Source organism: Acinetobacter sp. V2, from assembly GCF_001188385.1.
Taxonomy (GTDB): domain Bacteria; phylum Pseudomonadota; class Gammaproteobacteria; order Pseudomonadales; family Moraxellaceae; genus Acinetobacter; species Acinetobacter oleivorans.
Genome location: NZ_JZFB01000003.1, coordinates 260,432 through 279,471 on the forward strand (window position 1 = coordinate 260,432; position 19,040 = coordinate 279,471).

At 39.6% G+C, this 19,040-nt stretch carries 16 protein-coding genes; 9 read left to right on the forward strand and 7 right to left on the reverse strand.

Annotation, left to right across the window (positions count from 1 at the left end):
* From UC75_RS21490 to UC75_RS12140, 4 genes are all read left to right on the forward strand, one after another.
* On the forward strand, positions 1-385 hold a 385-nt coding region (locus UC75_RS21490; RefSeq protein ID WP_228137329.1), incomplete at its 5' end, for an aminotransferase class III-fold pyridoxal phosphate-dependent enzyme.
* A complete protein-coding gene (gene astA / locus UC75_RS12130) occupies positions 382-1,476 on the forward strand; it encodes an arginine N-succinyltransferase (RefSeq protein ID WP_049837741.1) in 1,095 nt (364 codons plus the stop codon). The genes UC75_RS21490 and astA, both read left to right, overlap by 4 nt.
* Positions 1,477-1,875: 399 nt before the next feature.
* Positions 1,876-3,339: an amino acid permease gene (locus tag UC75_RS12135; protein ID WP_004793843.1), complete on the forward strand. Its 1,464-nt coding sequence runs from the start codon at positions 1,876-1,878 to the stop codon at positions 3,337-3,339.
* Between the two features lie 241 nt (positions 3,340-3,580).
* On the forward strand, positions 3,581-3,946 hold the full coding sequence (locus UC75_RS12140) for a hypothetical protein (protein ID WP_049837742.1): 366 nt from the start codon (positions 3,581-3,583) through the stop codon (positions 3,944-3,946).
* A gap of 51 nt (positions 3,947-3,997) precedes the next feature.
* On the opposite strand, the gene UC75_RS12145 is transcribed toward UC75_RS12140, so the two are convergent.
* Positions 3,998-5,458, reverse strand: a complete 1,461-nt coding sequence (locus tag UC75_RS12145; RefSeq protein WP_049837743.1) for a coniferyl aldehyde dehydrogenase — start codon at positions 5,456-5,458, stop codon at positions 3,998-4,000.
* A 129-nt stretch (positions 5,459-5,587) separates the two neighbouring features.
* Here UC75_RS12145 and UC75_RS12150 point away from each other — a divergent pair, with 129 nt between their 5' ends.
* Positions 5,588-6,658: an AraC family transcriptional regulator gene (locus tag UC75_RS12150; RefSeq protein ID WP_049837744.1), complete on the forward strand. Its 1,071-nt coding sequence runs from the start codon at positions 5,588-5,590 to the stop codon at positions 6,656-6,658.
* 15 nt (positions 6,659-6,673) lie between these two features.
* Here the strand turns inward: UC75_RS12150 and UC75_RS12155 are convergent, their stop codons facing one another.
* The 3 genes from UC75_RS12155 to UC75_RS12165 form a co-directional block, all read right to left on the reverse strand.
* Positions 6,674-7,570 (reverse strand): DMT family transporter, encoded by an 897-nt coding sequence (locus UC75_RS12155; RefSeq protein WP_049837745.1) that lies wholly within the window; start codon positions 7,568-7,570, stop codon positions 6,674-6,676.
* Positions 7,571-7,693: 123 nt separating this feature from the next.
* Entirely contained in the window at positions 7,694-9,241 is a 1,548-nt protein-coding gene (garD, locus tag UC75_RS12160) for a galactarate dehydratase (RefSeq protein ID WP_049837746.1), read from the reverse strand.
* A gap of 69 nt (positions 9,242-9,310) precedes the next feature.
* Positions 9,311-10,675, reverse strand: coding sequence for an MFS transporter (locus UC75_RS12165; RefSeq protein ID WP_049837747.1), 1,365 nt, complete (start codon positions 10,673-10,675; stop codon positions 9,311-9,313).
* A gap of 285 nt (positions 10,676-10,960) precedes the next feature.
* Between UC75_RS12165 and gudD the strand changes: the two genes are divergently transcribed.
* The 4 genes from gudD to UC75_RS12185 all read left to right on the forward strand — a co-directional run bounded on the left by gudD (position 10,961) and on the right by UC75_RS12185 (position 16,046).
* Positions 10,961-12,295: a glucarate dehydratase gene (gudD, locus tag UC75_RS12170; RefSeq protein WP_005299387.1), complete on the forward strand. Its 1,335-nt coding sequence runs from the start codon at positions 10,961-10,963 to the stop codon at positions 12,293-12,295.
* Positions 12,296-12,562: 267 nt separating this feature from the next.
* Complete coding sequence (kdgD, locus tag UC75_RS12175) at positions 12,563-13,474, forward strand: 5-dehydro-4-deoxyglucarate dehydratase (protein WP_049837748.1); 912 nt, start codon at positions 12,563-12,565, stop codon at positions 13,472-13,474.
* A gap of 30 nt (positions 13,475-13,504) precedes the next feature.
* A complete protein-coding gene (locus UC75_RS12180; protein WP_049837749.1) occupies positions 13,505-15,091 on the forward strand; it encodes an aldehyde dehydrogenase (NADP(+)) in 1,587 nt (528 codons plus the stop codon).
* 241 nt (positions 15,092-15,332) lie between these two features.
* Positions 15,333-16,046, forward strand: coding sequence for a FadR/GntR family transcriptional regulator (locus UC75_RS12185; protein WP_005299379.1), 714 nt, complete (start codon positions 15,333-15,335; stop codon positions 16,044-16,046).
* Positions 16,047-16,111: 65 nt separating this feature from the next.
* Here UC75_RS12185 and UC75_RS12190 read toward each other — a convergent pair whose 3' ends face one another.
* From UC75_RS12190 to UC75_RS12200, 3 genes are read right to left on the reverse strand one after another with little or no spacing between them, the layout of a single operon-like run.
* A complete protein-coding gene (locus UC75_RS12190; RefSeq protein WP_049837750.1) occupies positions 16,112-17,863 on the reverse strand; it encodes a tannase/feruloyl esterase family alpha/beta hydrolase in 1,752 nt (583 codons plus the stop codon).
* Positions 17,864-17,895: 32 nt separating this feature from the next.
* Positions 17,896-18,285, reverse strand: coding sequence for a PaaI family thioesterase (locus UC75_RS12195; protein WP_049837751.1), 390 nt, complete (start codon positions 18,283-18,285; stop codon positions 17,896-17,898).
* 39 nt (positions 18,286-18,324) lie between these two features.
* Complete coding sequence (locus UC75_RS12200) at positions 18,325-18,861, reverse strand: DUF3237 domain-containing protein (protein ID WP_049837752.1); 537 nt, start codon at positions 18,859-18,861, stop codon at positions 18,325-18,327.
* Positions 18,862-19,040 lie beyond the last annotated feature (179 nt).

Sequence of the window (19,040 nt, forward strand, 5' to 3'; positions counted from 1 at the left end):
CGGTAACCCGTTAGCAAGTGCGGTTGCAGGTGCAGTATTTGAGTTTATTAATACGCCTGAAGTGCTTAATGGCGTTAAAGAGCGTCATGATTATTATAAAAAAGCTTTAAATCAATTAAATGAAAAATATGAAATCTTTGAGACGATTCGCGGTGAAGGTTTATTGATTGGTTGTGCCTTAAAAGATAAGTTTGCAGGTAAAGCAAAAGACATCAATAACCTTGCGGGTGAAGAAGGTTTACTGAGTCTGATTGCTGGTCCAAACGTTATACGTTTTACGCCGTCTTTAATTATTCCATTTGCTGATATTGATGAAGGTCTAAAACGGTTCGAACGTGCGCTTGTTCGCTTTGTAGAAATTCAAAAGGATGAACAAGCAGCATGATGATTATTCGCTACATCGAACCTAAAGATGTTAACGATCTTTACCTGTTGGCGCAAAAAGCGGGTTTTGGTTTGACATCTTTGCAGCCCAATATGGAAAAACTTGCTGCTCGTATTGAGCGGGCGTGTAAAACGGTCGCAGGTAAACTCCCAAAGGCAGATCAAGTTTATTTATTTGTTTTAGAAGATACTGAACTCAACAAAGTCGTCGGTGTTTGCGGTATTGAAGTCGCACTTGGTTTAAAAGAGCCTTGGTACAACTTTCATGTAGGAACCCAAGTTCATGCGTCAGAACCGTTAAGTGTTTATAACGCTTTACCTACTTTGTATTTGAGTAATGACCATACCAACTGTAGTGAGCTTTGTACTTTATTTTTAGACCCTGACTACCGCTTAAATAAAAATGGCAAGTTTTTATCTAAAGTCCGTTTCTTATTTCTGTCAGCATTTCGTCAATACTTTGAAGAAACGATTGTTGCCGAAATGCGTGGCTATTCCGATGCAAATGGGCAATCACCATTTTGGAATGCGGTAGGGCATAAGTTTTTTAATATTGAATTTACCAAAGCCGATTATTTGAGTGGAGTCGGACAAAAGGCTTTTATTGCTGAGCTAATGCCAAGACATCCACTCTATGTCGATATGTTACCTGACGATGCTAAAGCTGCAATTGGCATTGTGCACCCGAATACTCGGCCAGCCTACAACCTCTTGCTTGAAGAGGGACTACGCTACAAAGGCTATGTCGATATTTTTGATGGTGGTGCGACCCTGCAAGCAGATATCGAAAATTTACGGGCAATTAAAGAAAGTCAGTCTGTAGCGGTAAAAATTGAACAACCTGAAAATATCGCTGTAGGTGATGAAGCTTACATTGTGGCTAATGATGACTATGAAAATTATCGCGCCATTCTTGTGTATAGCAAACCGCACCAAAACATATTGCAGTTAACGAAAGAACAAGCAAAACAATTGAATATTGAAAATGGCTCTTTAGTTCGGGTGCTAAGTGTTCAAGTTAAACAAGTTTCGAGTCCTGAAGTGGTCAATAAACTCAAAGCGACTGAACATTTTCGAATGGCTGTTAATTAAGCAAAAATTACTATACATTTCACCAAATTTAAGAAGGAATACTATATTATCGCTAGCGCAAGATGGGTATATGGATAAATACAATCTTGCTCGCTGAGCTGGGATTAATTAGCCTGTTTTTCTATATAAAGAGTAAGTAAATAAAATATTTAATTAAATTATATATTTTAAATGTTTATTGAAATTATATTGAGAAAAGCGAGCTAATATAATAATGAAGGAAAGGATTGATGATTAATTTTTATTGTTATAGGTAATAGCTTTTAAAAAGGAATTTATAAGGTTTTAAGTGGTTTAATAATATTTTCAACATGATTTAATGGACTAAATTAATAATCATATAATTTATTTATTATTAAAGCATTTACGACGGTTGCTATAAATTGGAGTAAATATTACATGAGTAAGAATAACGGAAAGCAGTTCCTGGAAGGAGATCTTCTTGGTAGTCAACATATGACTGAACAAGAAGAAGAGAAATTGCAGCGCTCATTAACCAATCGTCATATTCAGATGATCGCAATTGGTGGTGCAATTGGTACTGGATTATTTATGGGTTCCGGGAAAACATTAAGTGTTTCGGGTACTTCAATTGTTTTAACCTATTTAATTATTGGTTTCTTCTTTTTCTTCGTGATGCGGGCAATGGGTGAATTGTTGCTTGCGAATACCAATTTTAAAACCTTCGCCGATTTTGCAACGGCTTATCTTGGTCCGTGGGCAGGGTTTTTCCTTGGTTGGTCCTACTGGTGTAACTGGATTATTACTGCGATTGCAGACGTGATTGTGATCGGAGGGTACATGCAGTTTTGGTATCCTGATTTACCCGTTTGGATTCCTGCATTTACTTCATTGGCCGTCTTAACCATACTCAACTTTGTGGCTGTGCGATTGTTCGGTGAACTTGAGTTTTGGTTCTCACTCATCAAAATTACTGCAATTATTCTGTTTATTTTGGCTGGTATTTATTTAATTAGTACCGGATTTACTTCTCCAAATGGGGTTAAGGCCTCAATGAGCCATTTGTTTGAAACACAATCTATGTTTCCTTATGGTGTAACAGGTTTCTTAGCTGGTTTCCAAATTGCCATATTTGCGTTTGTGGGTATTGAGCTGGTTGGTACAACTGCTGCTGAAACCAAAGATCCGCATACCTCACTTCCAAAAGCAATTAACTCTATTCCTTTACGTATTTTATTGTTTTATGTGGGCGCATTGGTTTGTATTATTGCGGTTACATCTTGGGCTAAGGTTTCACCAGAAAAAAGCCCATTTGTAGAAATGTTTACATTGGTAGGGTTACCAATTGCGGCAGGTTTAATCAACTTTGTTGTTGCGACTTCGGCACTATCTTCGGCAAACAGTGGAATTTTTGCGACCAGTCGTATGTTATATGGCCTAGCTTTAGACAACGATGCGCCTAAAAGCTTTAGCAAATTATCGAAAAGAAAAGTTCCAATTAGAGGCCTCGTATTTTCAATGGCTTGTGTAACGCTTGGAACATCCATTTTGTTTATTGTTCCAAATGTTATGACGGCATTTACGATTATTTCAGCACTTACTTCAATTTTATGTATTTTTACATTCATGCTGATTGTGCTTTCGTATATTTATTATCGTAAGAAAAGTCCTGAATTACATATCCAGTCAAAATATAAAATGCCAGGTGGTTTATTCATGGCATGGATGACGATGTTATTTTTAGTTTTTACTATCGTTATTTTAGCTTTAGATCATGATACGCTGATTGCTTTAGAGTTTTCACCAGTATGGTTTATTGGTTTGTTTATTGCCTATAAATATAAAAAGAAAAAGATGTTACAGCTTGATATTTTAAAAGCTCAAAAGGTTGATTATATTTAAATTAGATAATGAATTTTTTATAAGCTAGGCTGAAGCCTAGCTTTTTTATTTTTAAAATAATAATTTATAATTTTTGATTAAGATAATTTGTTTATGGTTACATTCTTTAGTAGAAAGTTTACTCAGAAAATTTTGGTAAGATCCGAAATTTTTTCAGGATTTTAAAAATAGTCATAAATATTAAAATGAATTAAATTGATTATCAAACTAAAGATTACAAGGTAAAAGGAATAGTAAACCCATGATACTTAAGTGTAATAATAGTGATTTGTACGATTTTACTATTGGGAAAAGATACATCTGTTTTGGGGTGCAATTTAATGAATATCGAAATGAAACAAAAGTATCTGTTCGCCGCGATTCAGATGGTACTCCTGTTATTGTAGAAATCTCTAAATTTGAAATAATTAAACCTAGTATACCTGAAGGTTGGAAAATTTCACTTTATAAACAGGAAGATACTATAACTACTACTATTGAACCTAAAGAATTTAGTGGAGCATTCTGGGATGACTATCATGATGGAAACCCTAAAATGGAAAAATTATTTGAAGATACTTATTTAAATATCTGTAAATTTCATAATTTTTCTATTATGTCCGATTGATTAATTAAAAGCCGATAAAAAAGCCTCATTACGAGGCTTTTTTTATAATCCTTATTTAATATTTGGATCACCTTTTTTCAAGAAAAAGCGGATCGCTAATTTTTGTAGGAATGTCCCATAAGGAGGGTGGAAAAGCTGGGTCGGGAAAAACCGATGACGTATAAACACAGTTTTTGCATGTGAAAGTTCACGGAAGCCTTCTTCACCATGATATGACCCCATACCTGAGTTGCCGATACCCCCGAAAGGGGCATCATGGTTGACTACATGCCAACCCCAATCATTAATGGTCACGCCACCCGAATGAGTTTCACGTAAAATACGATCACGTTCTACTGAGCTATGTGTAAAGAAGTAAAGTGCTAAAGGTCGCTCGTCCGATTTTACATAGGTAATCGCATCATCTAAAGAATCATATGCAACCACAGGCAAAACAGGACCAAAAAGTTCTTCTTTCATAATGCGCATGTCTGGTGTGCAATTCAGCACAATCTGTACAGGCATTCTACGGCCTTGTTGGTCAAAGCTATACGTGTCGCAAGGAATAACACGAGCACCTTTCTCTTGTGCATCGTTCAAAATATCTTGAATACGTTTTAAATGACGGTCATTCACAATCGATGTGTAATTTTCATTGTTCGTGATGTTTTGACCAAACATTTTTATAAAGCTGGATTTTGCTGCATCCACAAATTCATCAATACTTTCTTTTGGAACCAACGCATAGTCAGGTGCTACACAGATTTGACCACTATTAGTTGCTTTGCCATGGGTAATACGTTTTGCCGCATCGGCAAGCGGGTAGTTGCGGCTTACAATTGCAGGTGATTTACCGCCTAATTCGAGAGTAACTGGAGTTAGGTTTTCAGCAGCAGCTCGCATGACGACTTTGCCAATGGCAGGAGAGCCAGTAAATACAATATGGTTAAATGGTAAAGAGGTAAATCTTGCTGGGTCTGTAATTTCTTCACCAAACACGGCTACTTCATCTTCGTTAAAGACTTCAGCCAGCATGCGACGTAGCATTGCGTTGGTATTTGGGGTAATTTCAGGGAGTTTAATCATGACTCGGTTGCCCGCAGCCAAAGCGGCAATGAGTGGGCCAAGTGCTAAATAAACGGGGAAGTTCCAAGGAACAATCACGCCAACCACGCCTTTAGGTTGATATTGTACACTTAAACGGTTCGATAAAAATAAAAGCTCGGTACGACGTTTACTTGGGCGCATCCAGCGGCGTAAATGATGAATCGCATGATCGGCTTCTAGCACTGAGCCAAGCAGATCTAATAGTTTAGATTCATCGAGTGATCTAGAACTAAAATCAGCATTAATCGCGGTAGCTAAAGCATCTTGATAACGAATAATTTGTTTTTTGAGTTGATGCAGCTTTGTGCGGCGTGCCTCAAGACTTGGATAGGGATCTGCCTCAAAATTGGCACGTTGTTTGGAAAAAATAAGTTCCATATGTTCGGTGGCAGAGCCGTTATATTCTTTTAAAGTGGAGCTTTCCATTATTGTTCCTTCCATACTTTTGCTTATCATACTTTATGCTTGAAGCGTCGTATGGTCGATGTTAAATTGAGACAACAAGAGGTAGTTTAGTGCCATTATGCACGTCACTCTAGGGATGGTGTGAGTTAAATGCCTAAAAATCTTTATAAAAATGCAAATAGTGTTATTGAAGGAAATTATGATAATACATCCTTAGGTGCCAATACATATTTGCTAGGTTTGACCAGTTTATTTGATGAAATGGGGTTGCAAGGCCATTCAATATCAAATGTTATATCTGGCACAAATATTTCGCCAGATACGATGAATCAATCCTCTTTATATATTTCTCAAGTCCAAAAAATTCAGCTATTTCAAAATATTCAAAAACTATCTCACGATCCCTTAATTGGTCTGCGTGCAGGGCAAAAGCAGCGATTGTCAGATTTTGGGGTGTATGGTTACGCGCTTTACTCTTCGCGTAATTTTAGACAAGCGGTAGAGCTGGGCATTCGACACATTAAGCTTGCTGGGCCTATTTTAAAGAAATCATTCTATGTGCGAGATGATGTTGCGATTTTTGAAGGGCAGGACATTATTGCGCTTGGTAAGCTTCTCCCTTTAGTGTGCGAGTTTTGGTTTAGCTCCATGCAAACCTTAATTGAACGTGTGCTTGAAGGACCATTTCAAGCCAAGAAGCTTTTATTGCCATACCCAGCGCCCGACTATGCAGAAGAATATGAAAAAGTTTTTCATTGTCCTGTTCAGTTTAATGCTGGGGTGATGCAATGGCATTTTGATTTAAAGTGGCTCGATGTACCTTGCCCAAATGCCAACCCGATTACCGCGGATATGTGTAAGTCCTTTTGTGAGCGGATGCTAGGTGCTGCTGAACTTGAAGAACCCGAGTTGGTGAAAACGATTCGTTTAATACTATTGGATGGAACAGGTCTTTTTCCATCAGCTCAAGAAATGGCTGAACGCTTACATATGTCAAAGCGTACCTTACATCGGCGTTTGGCAGGTTTTGATTTAACTTATCAAGAGTTATTAGATGAGACTCGGCGCCGTCTTGCGGATGAGTATTTGCGAGAGACAACTTTAACCGTAGATGAAATTGCTGAGAGAATTGGCTTTTCAGATACCTCTAATTTTAGAAAAGCCTATCGTCACTGGACAGGCATTTCACCAAATGAGTATCGAATACAGTACCAAAATTAAAAACAAGTTTGACTGCTACTTAAATCGAGAAAGTAACTTTTTCTGCAAAAAAGGATTACAGAGCAAAATGGCAAATAAAATAATAAATATACCGATAATGCTAAACAGATCCGGTAATTCATGCCAAAAAACAAATCCCCATATTCCTGCAAAAATAATAGCAATGTAATTCATAGGGCCAATTTGTCCTGCTGGCGCTAAGCTATAAGCATAAGACATAAACAGTTGGCTAATGTTTGCTAAAAGTCCTGCGGCAATGAGTAGGCTTAATTCGTGCCAAGTAAAAATGCGCCAATGCCAGAACATTGGAATAGAGGAAATCAAACTACCAAAAATACAGAAGTAAAAAACAATACGTTCAGGCGGCTCTGTACTGGTTAAAGCCCTTACGGTCACAAAAGCCATTGCTGATAAAAAGCATGCACCCAAGCCAATAAAAGATAATGCGTTAAATAGACCTTGATCGGGTTTAGCGACAAATAAAACCCCAACTAGACCAATGACCGCAGCAAAAATCATTGATTTGGTAATTTTTTCTTTTAAGAAAAGCCATGCAATCAGTGGAATAAAGATAGGAGATGAATAGCTAAAAACCATAGCATTTGATAGTTTTAAGTTCGCTATGGCGTAGAAAAAACCGTACATTGCAGCAAGACCGACTAGACTTCGCCACGTGTGCATCCAGAGTTTATCGGTTTTAACGAAGTCTAAGCCCTGTTTAAACAGCATCGGAATAAAAATAAATAAACCTACTGCATTTCTAAAAAACACGACAGTCGCATTGTCTACCGTTTGTGAAGCAAAACGAATGCACACTCCCATAATGGAAAATAATAATGCCGATGTCATAAGACAAAGCAATGCTTTTCCAAGTTGAGTTGAGGGGAGATTTGGAGCAGTCTGATTTTGCATAGAGAAATACAGTTCTTAATTTTCGATGTTATTTTAGCAGTGATGTTAAGTTTTGGTGAAATGTGTCGTAATTATATGGGAAATAAGAAAGATGAGGTGATATGCCTCATCTTTTAAACTTTATTAGGTCACGGGTGCTGGGTTAAATACAGCGAGTGAGTTATGAATATCCCAACGGTCTGACCACGTTTGTTTTTCGCCACTAGCCACTTGTAAAATCAGTTTAAAAAGTTCCCAACCTACTTCTTCAATAGTTTTCTTTCCAATGGCAATATCGCCAGCACTGATATCAATCAGGTCATACCAACGGTTTGCAATATTGTTTCGGCTTGCCATTTTAATGACCGGCACTGCTGCCAGTCCATAGGGTGTACCGCGGCCTGTAGTAAAGACTTGAACCGTAATTCCAGATGCCATTTGCTGCGTACCGCAGATAAAGTCACTCGAAGGGGTTGCCGCAAAAATTAATCCTTTTTTTGTCGGTCTTTGGCCTGGTGCGAGAACTTCTACAATCGGTGAGCGACCCGATTTGGCAATCGATCCCATCGCTTTTTCTACAATGTTATTCAGTCCACCTTTTTTATTACCCGGTGTGGTATTGGCACTTCGGTCTACTTGGCCTGCTGCTAAGTAGTCATCGTACCATTTCATTTCCCGAATTAGATCTTTGGCAACTTGTTCATTTGCTGCACGTGGAGTGAGTAGGTGAATACCATCGCGGACTTCCGTAACTTCAGAGAACATGACTGTACCTCCACATTGCACAATCAGGTCAGCTGCGAAACCAACGGCAGGGTTAGAGGTGACTCCAGAAAATGCATCACTCCCACCACATTGCATGCCTACAACTAAATTAGAAGCTGGAACTTCTTCTCGAGTACGTTGATTCAGCTTTTCAAGATGTTGTTCAGCCACAGTTAAAATATGGTTCACCATACTTTCAAAACCATTATGACGTTCATCTTGCAACTGAATAATATCTTCATTTGCTAGAGGAATATATTTGTTTTCTTTAGGAATATTTAAAAGTCGTTCCGGTTGCATTTTTTCGCAGCCCAGACTTACCACCATAATTTCTCCACCAAAATTAGGGTTGAGTGCAAGATTATGAATTGTACGAATAGGAACAATTGCAGCGGGGGCATCAATTGCCACACCACAACCGTATAAATGGTTTAATCCGACTACACCGTCTACATTTGGATATTTAGGAAGTAAATCACGTTCAATAATTTTAACGACATAATCGACAATACCTTCGACACAATTAACACTGGTAGTAATACCTAAAATATTCTTTGTGCCGACGCTGCCATCTTTATTTTTATAACCTTTAAATGTATATCCGCTAAGCGTAGGGAGCTTTGGGTCAGGGCGAGTTGCTAACTCAAGATTATCTAGCTCAGGTGCCTCAGGCATTTGGGTAACCGCTTCATTTACCCATGACCCCGCGGGTAAATCTTTATTGGCATAACCAATAACTTCGCCATAACGAACAATTGCATCACCTTGCTTTAATGACTTTAATAAAGCTTTATGTCCCTGTGGCACATGATCAACCAAGATGAGTTGGTATTCTTCAATATGTGTAGAAGGTGGTAAACCGCCGTCATTCACTACAATGGCTACATTATCAAGAGGACTAATTTTTATGAGGAGAGGCTTCAGCATGATCGTTCCTTGTATACATTTGAAGAGAGGGCATAACGCTTAATTTAGTTAAGCGTTATGACTTAAAGTTTAAGAGGTAGGTTTTAACTCGAAGCGCTGGATTTTGCCGACCATAAAGAGGTAGCAAATAATTGCGATGACTGCATGTATGCCTACAAAAAACAGTGCACCATTGAAAGAACCTGTTGAGTTGATGATATAGCCAATCACAATAGGGATCACAATGCCCGCAGTATTGCCGAAGGTATTAAACAACCCACCCGATAAACCCACCATTTCTTTTGGTGCGACATCCGACATGACTGCCCAGCCTAATGCACCAAAGCCTTTGCCAAAAAAGGCCAGTGACATAAAGAACAAGATGGCTGTTTGCGAATCGACATAGTTACAAACCACAATACTGGTTGATAACAACATGCCAAAAATAATGGGAAATTTACGGGAAAAGGTTAGAGACTTGTTCATCTTGATAAGTTTATCGGAAATTACTCCCCCTAATACGCCACCAATAAATCCGCAAAGTGCCGGTAATACAGCCGCAAAACCAGCTTCTAAAATTGACATGTGGCGTTCTTTAACAAGGTAAACAGGGAACCAAGTAATAAAGAAATAGGTTAAGCAGGTAATACAATACTGAGCGATAAAAATACCTAGAAGCATACGAGAAGAAAGCAGCTTTTTAATATTTTTAAAATTCATCTTGTTGTTTTCATCAGCAACTTTAAGCTGATTTTCACCCATGCTAGTAATAGCACCGCCTGCTTGTAAATATTTGAACTCATTTGAGTTAATAGTAGGGTGTTTTTCTGGGCTATAGATGACTTTTAACCAGATAAAAGCAATCACAATACCTAGTCCACCCATAATCCAAAACACAGATTGCCAATGAATATGGGCAACCAGCCATCCCATGAATGGTGCAAATATGACAGTTGCAAAATATTGAGCTGAGTTAAATATTGCTGCGGCGGTCCCACGTTCTTTGGTTGGGAACCATGCTGCTACAATCTGGCTATTTCCTGGAAATGCTGGGCTTTCAGATAATCCAACCAGAAAACGTAAAAGAAATAATGAGGCGATAATGAGAGGAATAGAACCTAAAATATCAACAAAACCCAAGAGAATAGTGAAAAAAGACCAGAGCATGATGCTCCAGAAATAAACTCTTCGAGCACCGAACTTGTCGAGTAACCAGCCACCTGGAATTTGGCCAATAACATAAGCCCAGCCAAACGCAGAGAAGATATATCCCATGGTCACTGAGCTTAATCCCAGCTCTTGAGACATCGGGGCAGCAGCCATAGAAAGTGTTGCCCGATCACCGTAATTTAATGAAGTAACTAAAAAAATCATCGCTAAAATGTAATAGCGGGTTTTATTATGCTTCGCTCGTTGCTGATTTACAGCAGCAAGATTTGTTTGCAGATTATCCATATACAAACTCTTTTTAATAATCGACCTATTTGCATATCCGTGAAATAGGTGACGTCATGTCAAATTCATCGATAGAATAGATGAGAAAACGGAATTTTGTATCTACTCTATAGTCCTAGTTCTAAAACCGCGTCTTTAGATGTATGACATCATATGATTAAAAATATTATTTTGGCAAGTGGGGCCGGAAAATAATTTTTATGCGGGTTTATATTGACAAGTTGTCTGATGTCTTATAAGTTTTGGTGATGAAAAAATAGTATCAGAATGCCAAGGAGTATTTTAATGGCGACCTCTACACCTATCGTTAAATCAATTCGAGCAATTCCTGTTGCTGGACATGACAGCATGCTGCTCAATTTGAGTGGTGCCCATGGACCTTATTTCACTCGTAATATACTCATTATCGAAGATAACTCTGGAAATATTGGGGTAGGCGAAATTCCGGGCGGAGAAAAAATTTTAGCGACATTAAATGATGCTAAAGCCTTGATAGAAGGGCAACCGATTGGTGAATATAAAAATCTGCTTAAAAAAATTCAGCAAACTTTTGCTGATCGTGACAGTGGCGGACGAGGCAATCAAACCTTTGATTTACGGACCACAATTCATGTTGTAACTGCTTATGAGTCGGCATTGCTTGATTTGCTTGGTAAGCATTTAAATGTGAATGTCGCAAGTTTGCTTGGTGAGGGTCAGCAACGTAGTGAAGTTGAGGTTTTAGGATATTTATTCTTTGTTGGTGATCGCAAACAGACATCTCTTGATTATGCGACCTCACCACATCTGAACCATGACTGGTACAAAGTCCGCCATGAAAAAGCGTTAACACCTGAATCAGTGCAGCGTTTAGCAGAAGCATCTTATGACCGTTACGGTTTTAAAGACTTTAAATTAAAAGGTGGTGTATTACACGGAGAACAAGAAGCTGAAGCTGTTACAGCTATCGCTCGCCGTTTTCCAGAAGCACGTGTGACGCTTGATCCAAACGGAGCATGGTTTTTAGATGAAGCAATTGCTTTAGGCAAACATCTTAAAGGCGTGTTGGCCTATGCAGAAGACCCCTGCGGTGCAGAACAAGGTTATTCAAGCCGTGAAATTATGGCCGAGTTTAAACGTGCCACAGGTTTACCCACTGCGACCAACATGATTGCTACCGACTGGCGAGAAATGTCACATAGTATTCAATTGCAAGCCGTTGATATTCCTTTGGCTGATCCACATTTTTGGACATTGGAAGGCTCGGTTCGAGTTTCACAGCTCTGCAATATGTATAACTTAACGTGGGGTTCGCATTCTAATAATCACTTTGATATTTCACTGGCCATGTTTACCCATGTTGCTGCCGCCGCTGTAGGTAACGTTACGGCAATTGATACGCACTGGATTTGGCAAGAAGGTACAGATCAGCTAACGAAAGCGCCGCTTGAAATTAAAGACGGTAAAATTCAGGTGCCAACAGCACCGGGACTTGGTGTTGAGCTGGACTGGGACCGAATTAATCAAGCCCATGAACTCTATAAATTAAAAGGTTTAGGAGCTCGTAATGATGCTGATGCGATGCAATTTTTAATACCAAACTGGTCATTTAATAATAAAAAGCCGTGTTTGGTTCGTTAATGTTTTATCGATATCTTTGAAAAATTCGCTTTTTTAAGTTTTCTTAATGCTTTGCTGTCCATACGGGCAGCTTTTTTTATGTCTAAAGATTAGCTATAAAATTAAGAAATTTTAACTATATTTTATAAAACAAATAGTTAAGTGATTTTTGATAAAGAACTTTTATCTTTTTAAAAATTTTAGATTCTCAGAGGAAAAATATATTGATTAAAATAAAATTTATGATGTAAGATGTCTGACAACATAAACATGTATGGATATTTTCTAATGGATGCTCTTGAGTTAAAAAACATTGTTTCTGATGGCCTTCTTTCTTTTCCGGTTACTGACTTTGACCAAAATGGGGACTTTAATAAATCTTCTTATGCAAAACGTCTTGAATGGTTAGCGCCTTATGGTGCAAGTGCATTATTTGCTGCGGGTGGTACAGGCGAGTTTTTCTCGTTAACTGGAAATGAATACTCTGATGTGATTAAAACTGCGGTCGATACTTGTAAAGGTAGTGTACCGATTATTGCTGGGGCAGGTGGTCCGACACGTCAGGCGATTGAACAGGCAAAAGAAGCAGAGCGCTTAGGTGCACACGGTATTTTGTTAATGCCGCATTACCTAACTGAAGCAAGCCAAGAAGGTTTAATCGAACACGTTAAGCAAGTATGTAACTCAGTAGACTTTGGCGTAATTTTTTATAATCGTAGCGTTTCAAGATTAAATCTCGATTCAATCCAAAAGTTAGCCGAGATGTGTCCGAACTTAATTGGCTTTAAAGACAGCTCTGGTCAAATCGATATGATGACGGCAGTGACTCAAACGATGGGCGATCGTTTGTCGTATTTAGGTGGCCTGCCAACAGCAGAAGTTTTTGCAGCGCCATATAAAGCCCTAGGTTGCCCAGTTTATTCATCAGCTGTATTTAACTTTATTCCAAAGACTGCAATGGATTTTTATAACGCGCTTCGCAGTGATGACTTTGAAACAACCAATCGTTTGATTAAAGATTTCTTCTTGCCACTGATTAAAATTCGCGACCGTAAATCAGGTTATGCCGTCAGCATGATTAAGGCAGGCGCCAAAATTGTTGGACACGATGCTGGTCCAGTGCGTCCACCATTAAGTGATTTAACTCCAGCAGACTATGAAGATTTGGCTGCTCTCATTGCGACACTCGGTCCGCAATAATTCTATCTGTTTAGGCATTGGAGCTTTAAAATGAGTAAAAATAATGGTCGGCAGTTTATTAATGGTCAACGCGTTGCTGCAAATGCACCAGCTCTAGAAAGTATAGCTGCAAAAGATTATCAGCCAACAGGTTATGTATTTAGTCAGGCAACCCTTGAAGAGGTAGATCAAGCTGCTCAAGCTGCACATAACGCTTTTTTAGTTTATAGCCAAACGTCTCAAGAACAACGTGCCTCTTTTCTTGAAGAAATTGCTAGTCAAATTGAAGCATTAGGTGCGAACTTACAAGAAGTCGCTTCACTTGAAACAGGCTTACCACTTGCTCGCCTTCAAGGGGAAACCGGCCGTGTTACAGGTCAGCTACGACTGTTTGCTGAACTTTTACGCCGCGGCGATTTTTACGGTGCTCGTATTGATGTGGCATTGCCAGAACGTAAGCCTTTACCGCGTGTTGATTTGCGTCAATACAAAGTAGGGGTAGGACCGGTTGCTGTGTTTGGTGCAAGTAATTTCCCACTTGCATTTTCAACAGCAGGCGGTGATACCGTAGCTGCTTTAGCAGCAGGGTGTCCGGTTGTCTTTAAAGCACACTCTGGCCATATGGCAACTGCTGAGCTTGTTGCAGAAGCCATTGAACAAGCAATCGAAGTTTGTGATATGCCTAAAGGCACATTTAACATGATTTTTGGCGGCCGTATTGGCGCAAACTTGGTAGAACATCCACTGATTCAGGCAGCTGGTTTTACGGGTTCTCTCGAAGGTGGAATGGCACTTTATAACCTTGCGCAGAGCCGTCCTCAGCCAATTCCATTCTTTGCTGAAATGTCGAGTGTGAACCCTGTAGTGGTTTTATCTCAAGCGCTGAGCTCTCGTGGTGAACAGATTGCACAAGATACAGTTGCCTCATTTAATATGGGATGTGGTCAGTTCTGTACAAAACCGGGGTTAATTTTAGGTGTACAAGGACCTGAATTTGACAGTTTCGTAGCAGCTTTAGCTGAAAGCACGCAAAAAGCTGTGCCTCAGGTCATGCTGAATGAAGGAACTTTAAAAAGCTACCGTCAAGGTATTGATGCTCTAAACAGTGAAGCTGGTTTTGAAGTAGTTGCGACAGGTCAAGAGGCCGAGCTAGTTTCTCAAGCAAAAGCACATCTATTTAAAGCGGACCAATCTGTTTTACTGTCAGGCAACCCAAAACTACAACATGAAGTTTTTGGGCCAATGTCGATTGTGATTGGCGTAGAAGACGAAGCAACTTTGTTAAAAGGAATTGAAGCCTTAGGTGGACAGCTTACAGCAACGATTATTGGTGATGAAAATGAATTATCTGAAGCTGGTGAGCTTCTTCATTTGTTAACTGGTAAAGCAGGCCGTGTATTGTTTAATGGTTTCCCGACAGGAGTTGAAGTGTCTGATGCCATGGTACATGGTGGTCCTTTTCCTGCAACCAGTGATGCGCGTGGAACCTCGGTAGGTACGGGAGCAATTGAGCGCTTCTTGCGTCCGGTATGTTTTCAAAATACGCTACAAGTTTTATTACCTGATGCACTAAAAGATAGTAATCCGCTACAGATTACTCGTCTGGTCAATGGGCAGTTAACTCAGGCTCGAATTTAAAAACTGTGCAGCTTAATCAAAGGTATTGAGCTGCATATTTTTTAGCTTATTCAACGCATTATTAAATATTGCAATAAGCACAAGTTGCTTACTTTTTAAATGTATGTGAGTGTTTGATAAGGGAGATAAAATATTTTAATTTTAATAGCTTAGAGGCATAAAAACCGAATATGACTATCGTCTAAGTTTATAGTAAAATGAATTTTCTAATTTTTTCAACATTTCATGAGTTCTTCAGATTATGTCTAGTGCAATTAAACCTAGATCAACAAAAAAACTAAGCCAGATTATTGTAGAACAACTGATCGAAAAAATTCAGTCGGGAGACTTCCAAGTTGGAGAGAAAATTCCGACCGAACTTGAATTAATTGAAACTTTTGAAGTAAGCCGTTCTGTTATTCGAGAAGCAATCACTGAGTTGCGCTCTTTAGGGTTTGTCGAAACTCGTCATGGGATTGGTACTTTTGTAAAAGAGCAGACTATTGAACAGAATTTTTTGCTATCTAATGCCAGTTTAGAAACTATTAACGATATTGTTTCTTTACTTGAGCTTCGAATTAGCCTTGAGTCTGAAGCTGTTTTTTTAGCCTCTGAGCGCCGTAAGCAAATCCACATCGATAAAATGAAAGCTGCACTTCAAGACTTTGAACGTCATATTTCATCAGATGCAAATGATGGCACAGTAAAAGCTGATTATGATTTCCATATTGCCATTGCTGAAGCTTCTGAAAATCAATATTTCGTTGATTTTTTAAAGTATCTGGGTGAAAAAATTATTCCACGTGCACGCTTAAAATCTATTGAGCAAAGCCCTGAAAACCGTGAAGAATATTTAAAAGCGGTTCACCATGATCATGTCAATATTTATAACGCAATTGTCGATCAGGATGGTTTGTTGGCTCGACAAATGATGCGAGCTCATTTGTCTAAAAGTATTAAAAAGTTTAAGCAGTAAAACTTGAGCTAAGATTAAGATAAAAAAGAGAGCTTAAATAAGCTCTCTTTTAATTTTATAGGGGGTTATTTACAGCTAAAGTTTTCAGCTTTTTCACTATCACCTTGACCGTTGTAACGGGCAATGAGTGGGTAAGGGCAAAATGGGCGGGTACGGTCTGGTGCCCAATCTTGCGGAAGTTCAGTATTCACTTGACCACTTGGGTTACCTGTGCCGCGTGCGGTCGCAATGATTTTGTCAGGTGCTTGGCCATATTCGACCCAGTTAACTAAAGCAGTCAATGCGTCAAATTGGTCGGTCGCAATGCCATCACGGGTATGGTTCATGCCCGGAACTCTAAAGAAACGTGCAAATTCAGGCGCTGTACCTTTTGCATCATTTTTATAGTGTTGTAGCAGTTGATCGTACCAATTTTGGGTGTCATCCACAGAGAAAACGCCATCTGCTGTGCCTTGTACCACAATCATTTTTCCACCGTGATTACGGAGTTTATCTAGATTGAATTCATCGGGTGGCATCATGAATGACATCGAACTTTCGGTGTACACATCATTGGTTGCCGAGAGTTTTGGATAGTCGGTATCGAAGTTAAAATTAAAGGCAAATTGTCTAGAGTTTTGAGTCACAGTTGGGTCTGGTGGGACTTGAAAAAGAATGCCGACTGCAACGGGGTCACGTGCTGTTCCCACCGAAGATTCGAATTTCCAGCTTGCCCAGTTACTGCCGACTAAACCGGGGTCGAAAGGCTGGGTTGCATAGAGCGCTTGTCCAGCCGAATTTATAGGACCACGGTAAATGTTGGCTAATACATCAATTTGTTCGGTACTTAAACAAGTACTATCTCTTGTGCTTGAGCAAACAGGTACATCTTTGTGAATATCAAAAGCTGTACGGCAAGCCTCGACATCTTGAACCAAGCCATCTGCAACACCGTCTAGAGCATCGCATCGATCTAAAATCGCTTTTGCTAATACTTTGCGCTCTGAAAGGGTAAGAGCAGTACTTAGATCATTTTCATCTGTTGCGACACGACGAAGCTGTTGTGCGGTGTAGAGTTGAGCCGCGGCTGCACGAGGTAAATGAAAACCCGGTGTGCTTGCCAAGATTCCATCATATTGGTCGCCCAAACGAGTTGCAGCAATCATGGCATGACGCCCGCCGTTCGATGTGCCGCCTGCATACGAGCGGTCTGGCAATTTACCATATGCTGCTTTAATTAGATTTTTTGCCATAGGCGTGAGTTTGGTAATTGCACCGTAGCCGTAGTTAATTCTGGCTTGAGGGTCTAAACCAAACATTGGATTTTGTGAAGCATTATGTCCAGCATCGGAAGAAATAACAGCAAAACCATCATGCAGGGCATTGGTCAGAGGACCACCGCTGCCAACCTGACCCGTTGCAGGTACTAAATTACCATCGGTTCCACCATTACCTTGATAGAGAAAACGGCCATTCCAGTCTATTGGTAAGCGCATTTCAAAACCAATTTGATAAGTTTGCCCATCGATCGGGCTTACACGTTGGTCCATATAACCTTTGATCAAACAATGAGCACCAATCGGTTTGTTGGCGACAGTCAATGTGCCTGCTTCTTGAAGGGTAGCTGAGCTAATGACTGTATTGTTGTATTGAAATCCAAGTAAGTCCGTACAGCTGCCTGTCATTTTTACGCCCACAGCAGGAGAGAGCTGCGGTGGTTTGGTTGTTGAGGGAATCGTTGTGTCATCATTATCACTTCCACAGCCTGTCAAAGCACCAAGCATGGCAAGTACTAAAGCGGAGTAGGTCAAAATTCGTTTATTGTTGGTGTAATTCATTATTCATATCCTTATTGAATAAATGGTCGCAATTAATCTAAAACCAGAAAATTAGCTGTGCTTCGTGCAATCATTTTGTTGTTTTGCCAAGCTTCACTTTCGAGATTCAGTACGGTTTTGCCTTGTTTAATGAATCGGCATTTTGTAATGACTTCGCCCACAGCACAGGGTCTTAAAAAATCCATGGTTAAGTTAATGGTGGTGGCTGGTTTATGGTTATTGGCAAGAAATGCAAAAAGCCCCATCACGTCGTCAAGCATCGCGCAGATCATGCCACCTTCAACGGTGCCACGTGGATTGGTAAAGCTTTCTAGCGCCGTGTAGTGGATGGTGAGTTCAGTGTTTTTGTCATTCCAATGGATATTGTGTCCACCCAAATGGTGATGGATGGGCGGTAATTGTTCTAAAGTTTTTTGATCCATAATGAAGGGTCCATCCTTTTGTAAGTGTTATAAAAATTATTATTTCAGGGTATAGGCATCATAAATAACCGCTTTGCCCAAACGCATTGCACTACCTACCGCAACGGTCTGGTTAAGCCATGAGTATTTAGGTGAGCTGGTTTCAAACTGCATGGTAATTTTGAAATAGTAATTTTTCGGGTCGACATCTTTGCCTTGAGCAAGCTGTTTTAGTGTTTCTGCCGAGCCATGTCGGTAACCTTTGGTTTGAAGATAAATAAGTGCACCGTCATCGGTTTCTAACAAATATCGTGTATCAATAATTGCCAATCCTTTACTGTCAACGATTTGCCAATCTGCACCATTATTTAAAATGCGGCCCTTAAGTGATTTGCCCTCGAATGTCCCACCTGTAATGGGAATAATTCGGCGTTTACCTGCATCACTGGTGGCGCCTAACTCCCAAACAGGCGCATTTAGATCAACACTAAATTTTGCTAAAGGCTCAAGCTGAATAGGTGGCGGGCTATATTGTGTTTCGGCATGAGTCAGGGCAATGAGACAAATTCCGCAGAGTAGCGTTACAACTTTCTTCATGATGAATTTCCCGAAATAAAAAGAGGTTCTATGTGTGACAGAACCTCTTGTTTTGAATTATTTAAATTTCCATGTGTAGTCAATGTTGATACGGGTTTCGTTTACAGGTTTGATATTGGCTGTAGAGAGCATATTGTTGTCATAAATGGCATAGCGCGCGCGTAGCCCTAGATTTTTTA

What these genes read in the sequence shown, in the direction of transcription:
- astA (WP_049837741.1), top strand. Translation starts at nt 382, where the DNA reads ATGATGATTATTCGCTACATCGAACCTAAAGATGTTAACGATCTTTAC.
- UC75_RS12135 (WP_004793843.1), top strand. Translation starts at nt 1,876, where the DNA reads ATGAGTAAGAATAACGGAAAGCAGTTCCTGGAAGGAGATCTTCTTGGT.
- UC75_RS12140 (WP_049837742.1), top strand. Translation starts at nt 3,581, where the DNA reads ATGATACTTAAGTGTAATAATAGTGATTTGTACGATTTTACTATTGGG.
- UC75_RS12145 (WP_049837743.1), bottom strand. Translation starts at nt 5,458, where the DNA reads ATGGAAAGCTCCACTTTAAAAGAATATAACGGCTCTGCCACCGAACAT.
- UC75_RS12150 (WP_049837744.1), top strand. Translation starts at nt 5,588, where the DNA reads ATGCCTAAAAATCTTTATAAAAATGCAAATAGTGTTATTGAAGGAAAT.
- UC75_RS12155 (WP_049837745.1), bottom strand. Translation starts at nt 7,570, where the DNA reads ATGCAAAATCAGACTGCTCCAAATCTCCCCTCAACTCAACTTGGAAAA.
- garD (WP_049837746.1), bottom strand. Translation starts at nt 9,241, where the DNA reads ATGCTGAAGCCTCTCCTCATAAAAATTAGTCCTCTTGATAATGTAGCC.
- UC75_RS12165 (WP_049837747.1), bottom strand. Translation starts at nt 10,675, where the DNA reads ATGGATAATCTGCAAACAAATCTTGCTGCTGTAAATCAGCAACGAGCG.
- gudD (WP_005299387.1), top strand. Translation starts at nt 10,961, where the DNA reads ATGGCGACCTCTACACCTATCGTTAAATCAATTCGAGCAATTCCTGTT.
- kdgD (WP_049837748.1), top strand. Translation starts at nt 12,563, where the DNA reads ATGGATGCTCTTGAGTTAAAAAACATTGTTTCTGATGGCCTTCTTTCT.
- UC75_RS12180 (WP_049837749.1), top strand. Translation starts at nt 13,505, where the DNA reads ATGAGTAAAAATAATGGTCGGCAGTTTATTAATGGTCAACGCGTTGCT.
- UC75_RS12185 (WP_005299379.1), top strand. Translation starts at nt 15,333, where the DNA reads ATGTCTAGTGCAATTAAACCTAGATCAACAAAAAAACTAAGCCAGATT.
- UC75_RS12190 (WP_049837750.1), bottom strand. Translation starts at nt 17,863, where the DNA reads ATGAATTACACCAACAATAAACGAATTTTGACCTACTCCGCTTTAGTA.
- UC75_RS12195 (WP_049837751.1), bottom strand. Translation starts at nt 18,285, where the DNA reads ATGGATCAAAAAACTTTAGAACAATTACCGCCCATCCATCACCATTTG.
- UC75_RS12200 (WP_049837752.1), bottom strand. Translation starts at nt 18,861, where the DNA reads ATGAAGAAAGTTGTAACGCTACTCTGCGGAATTTGTCTCATTGCCCTG.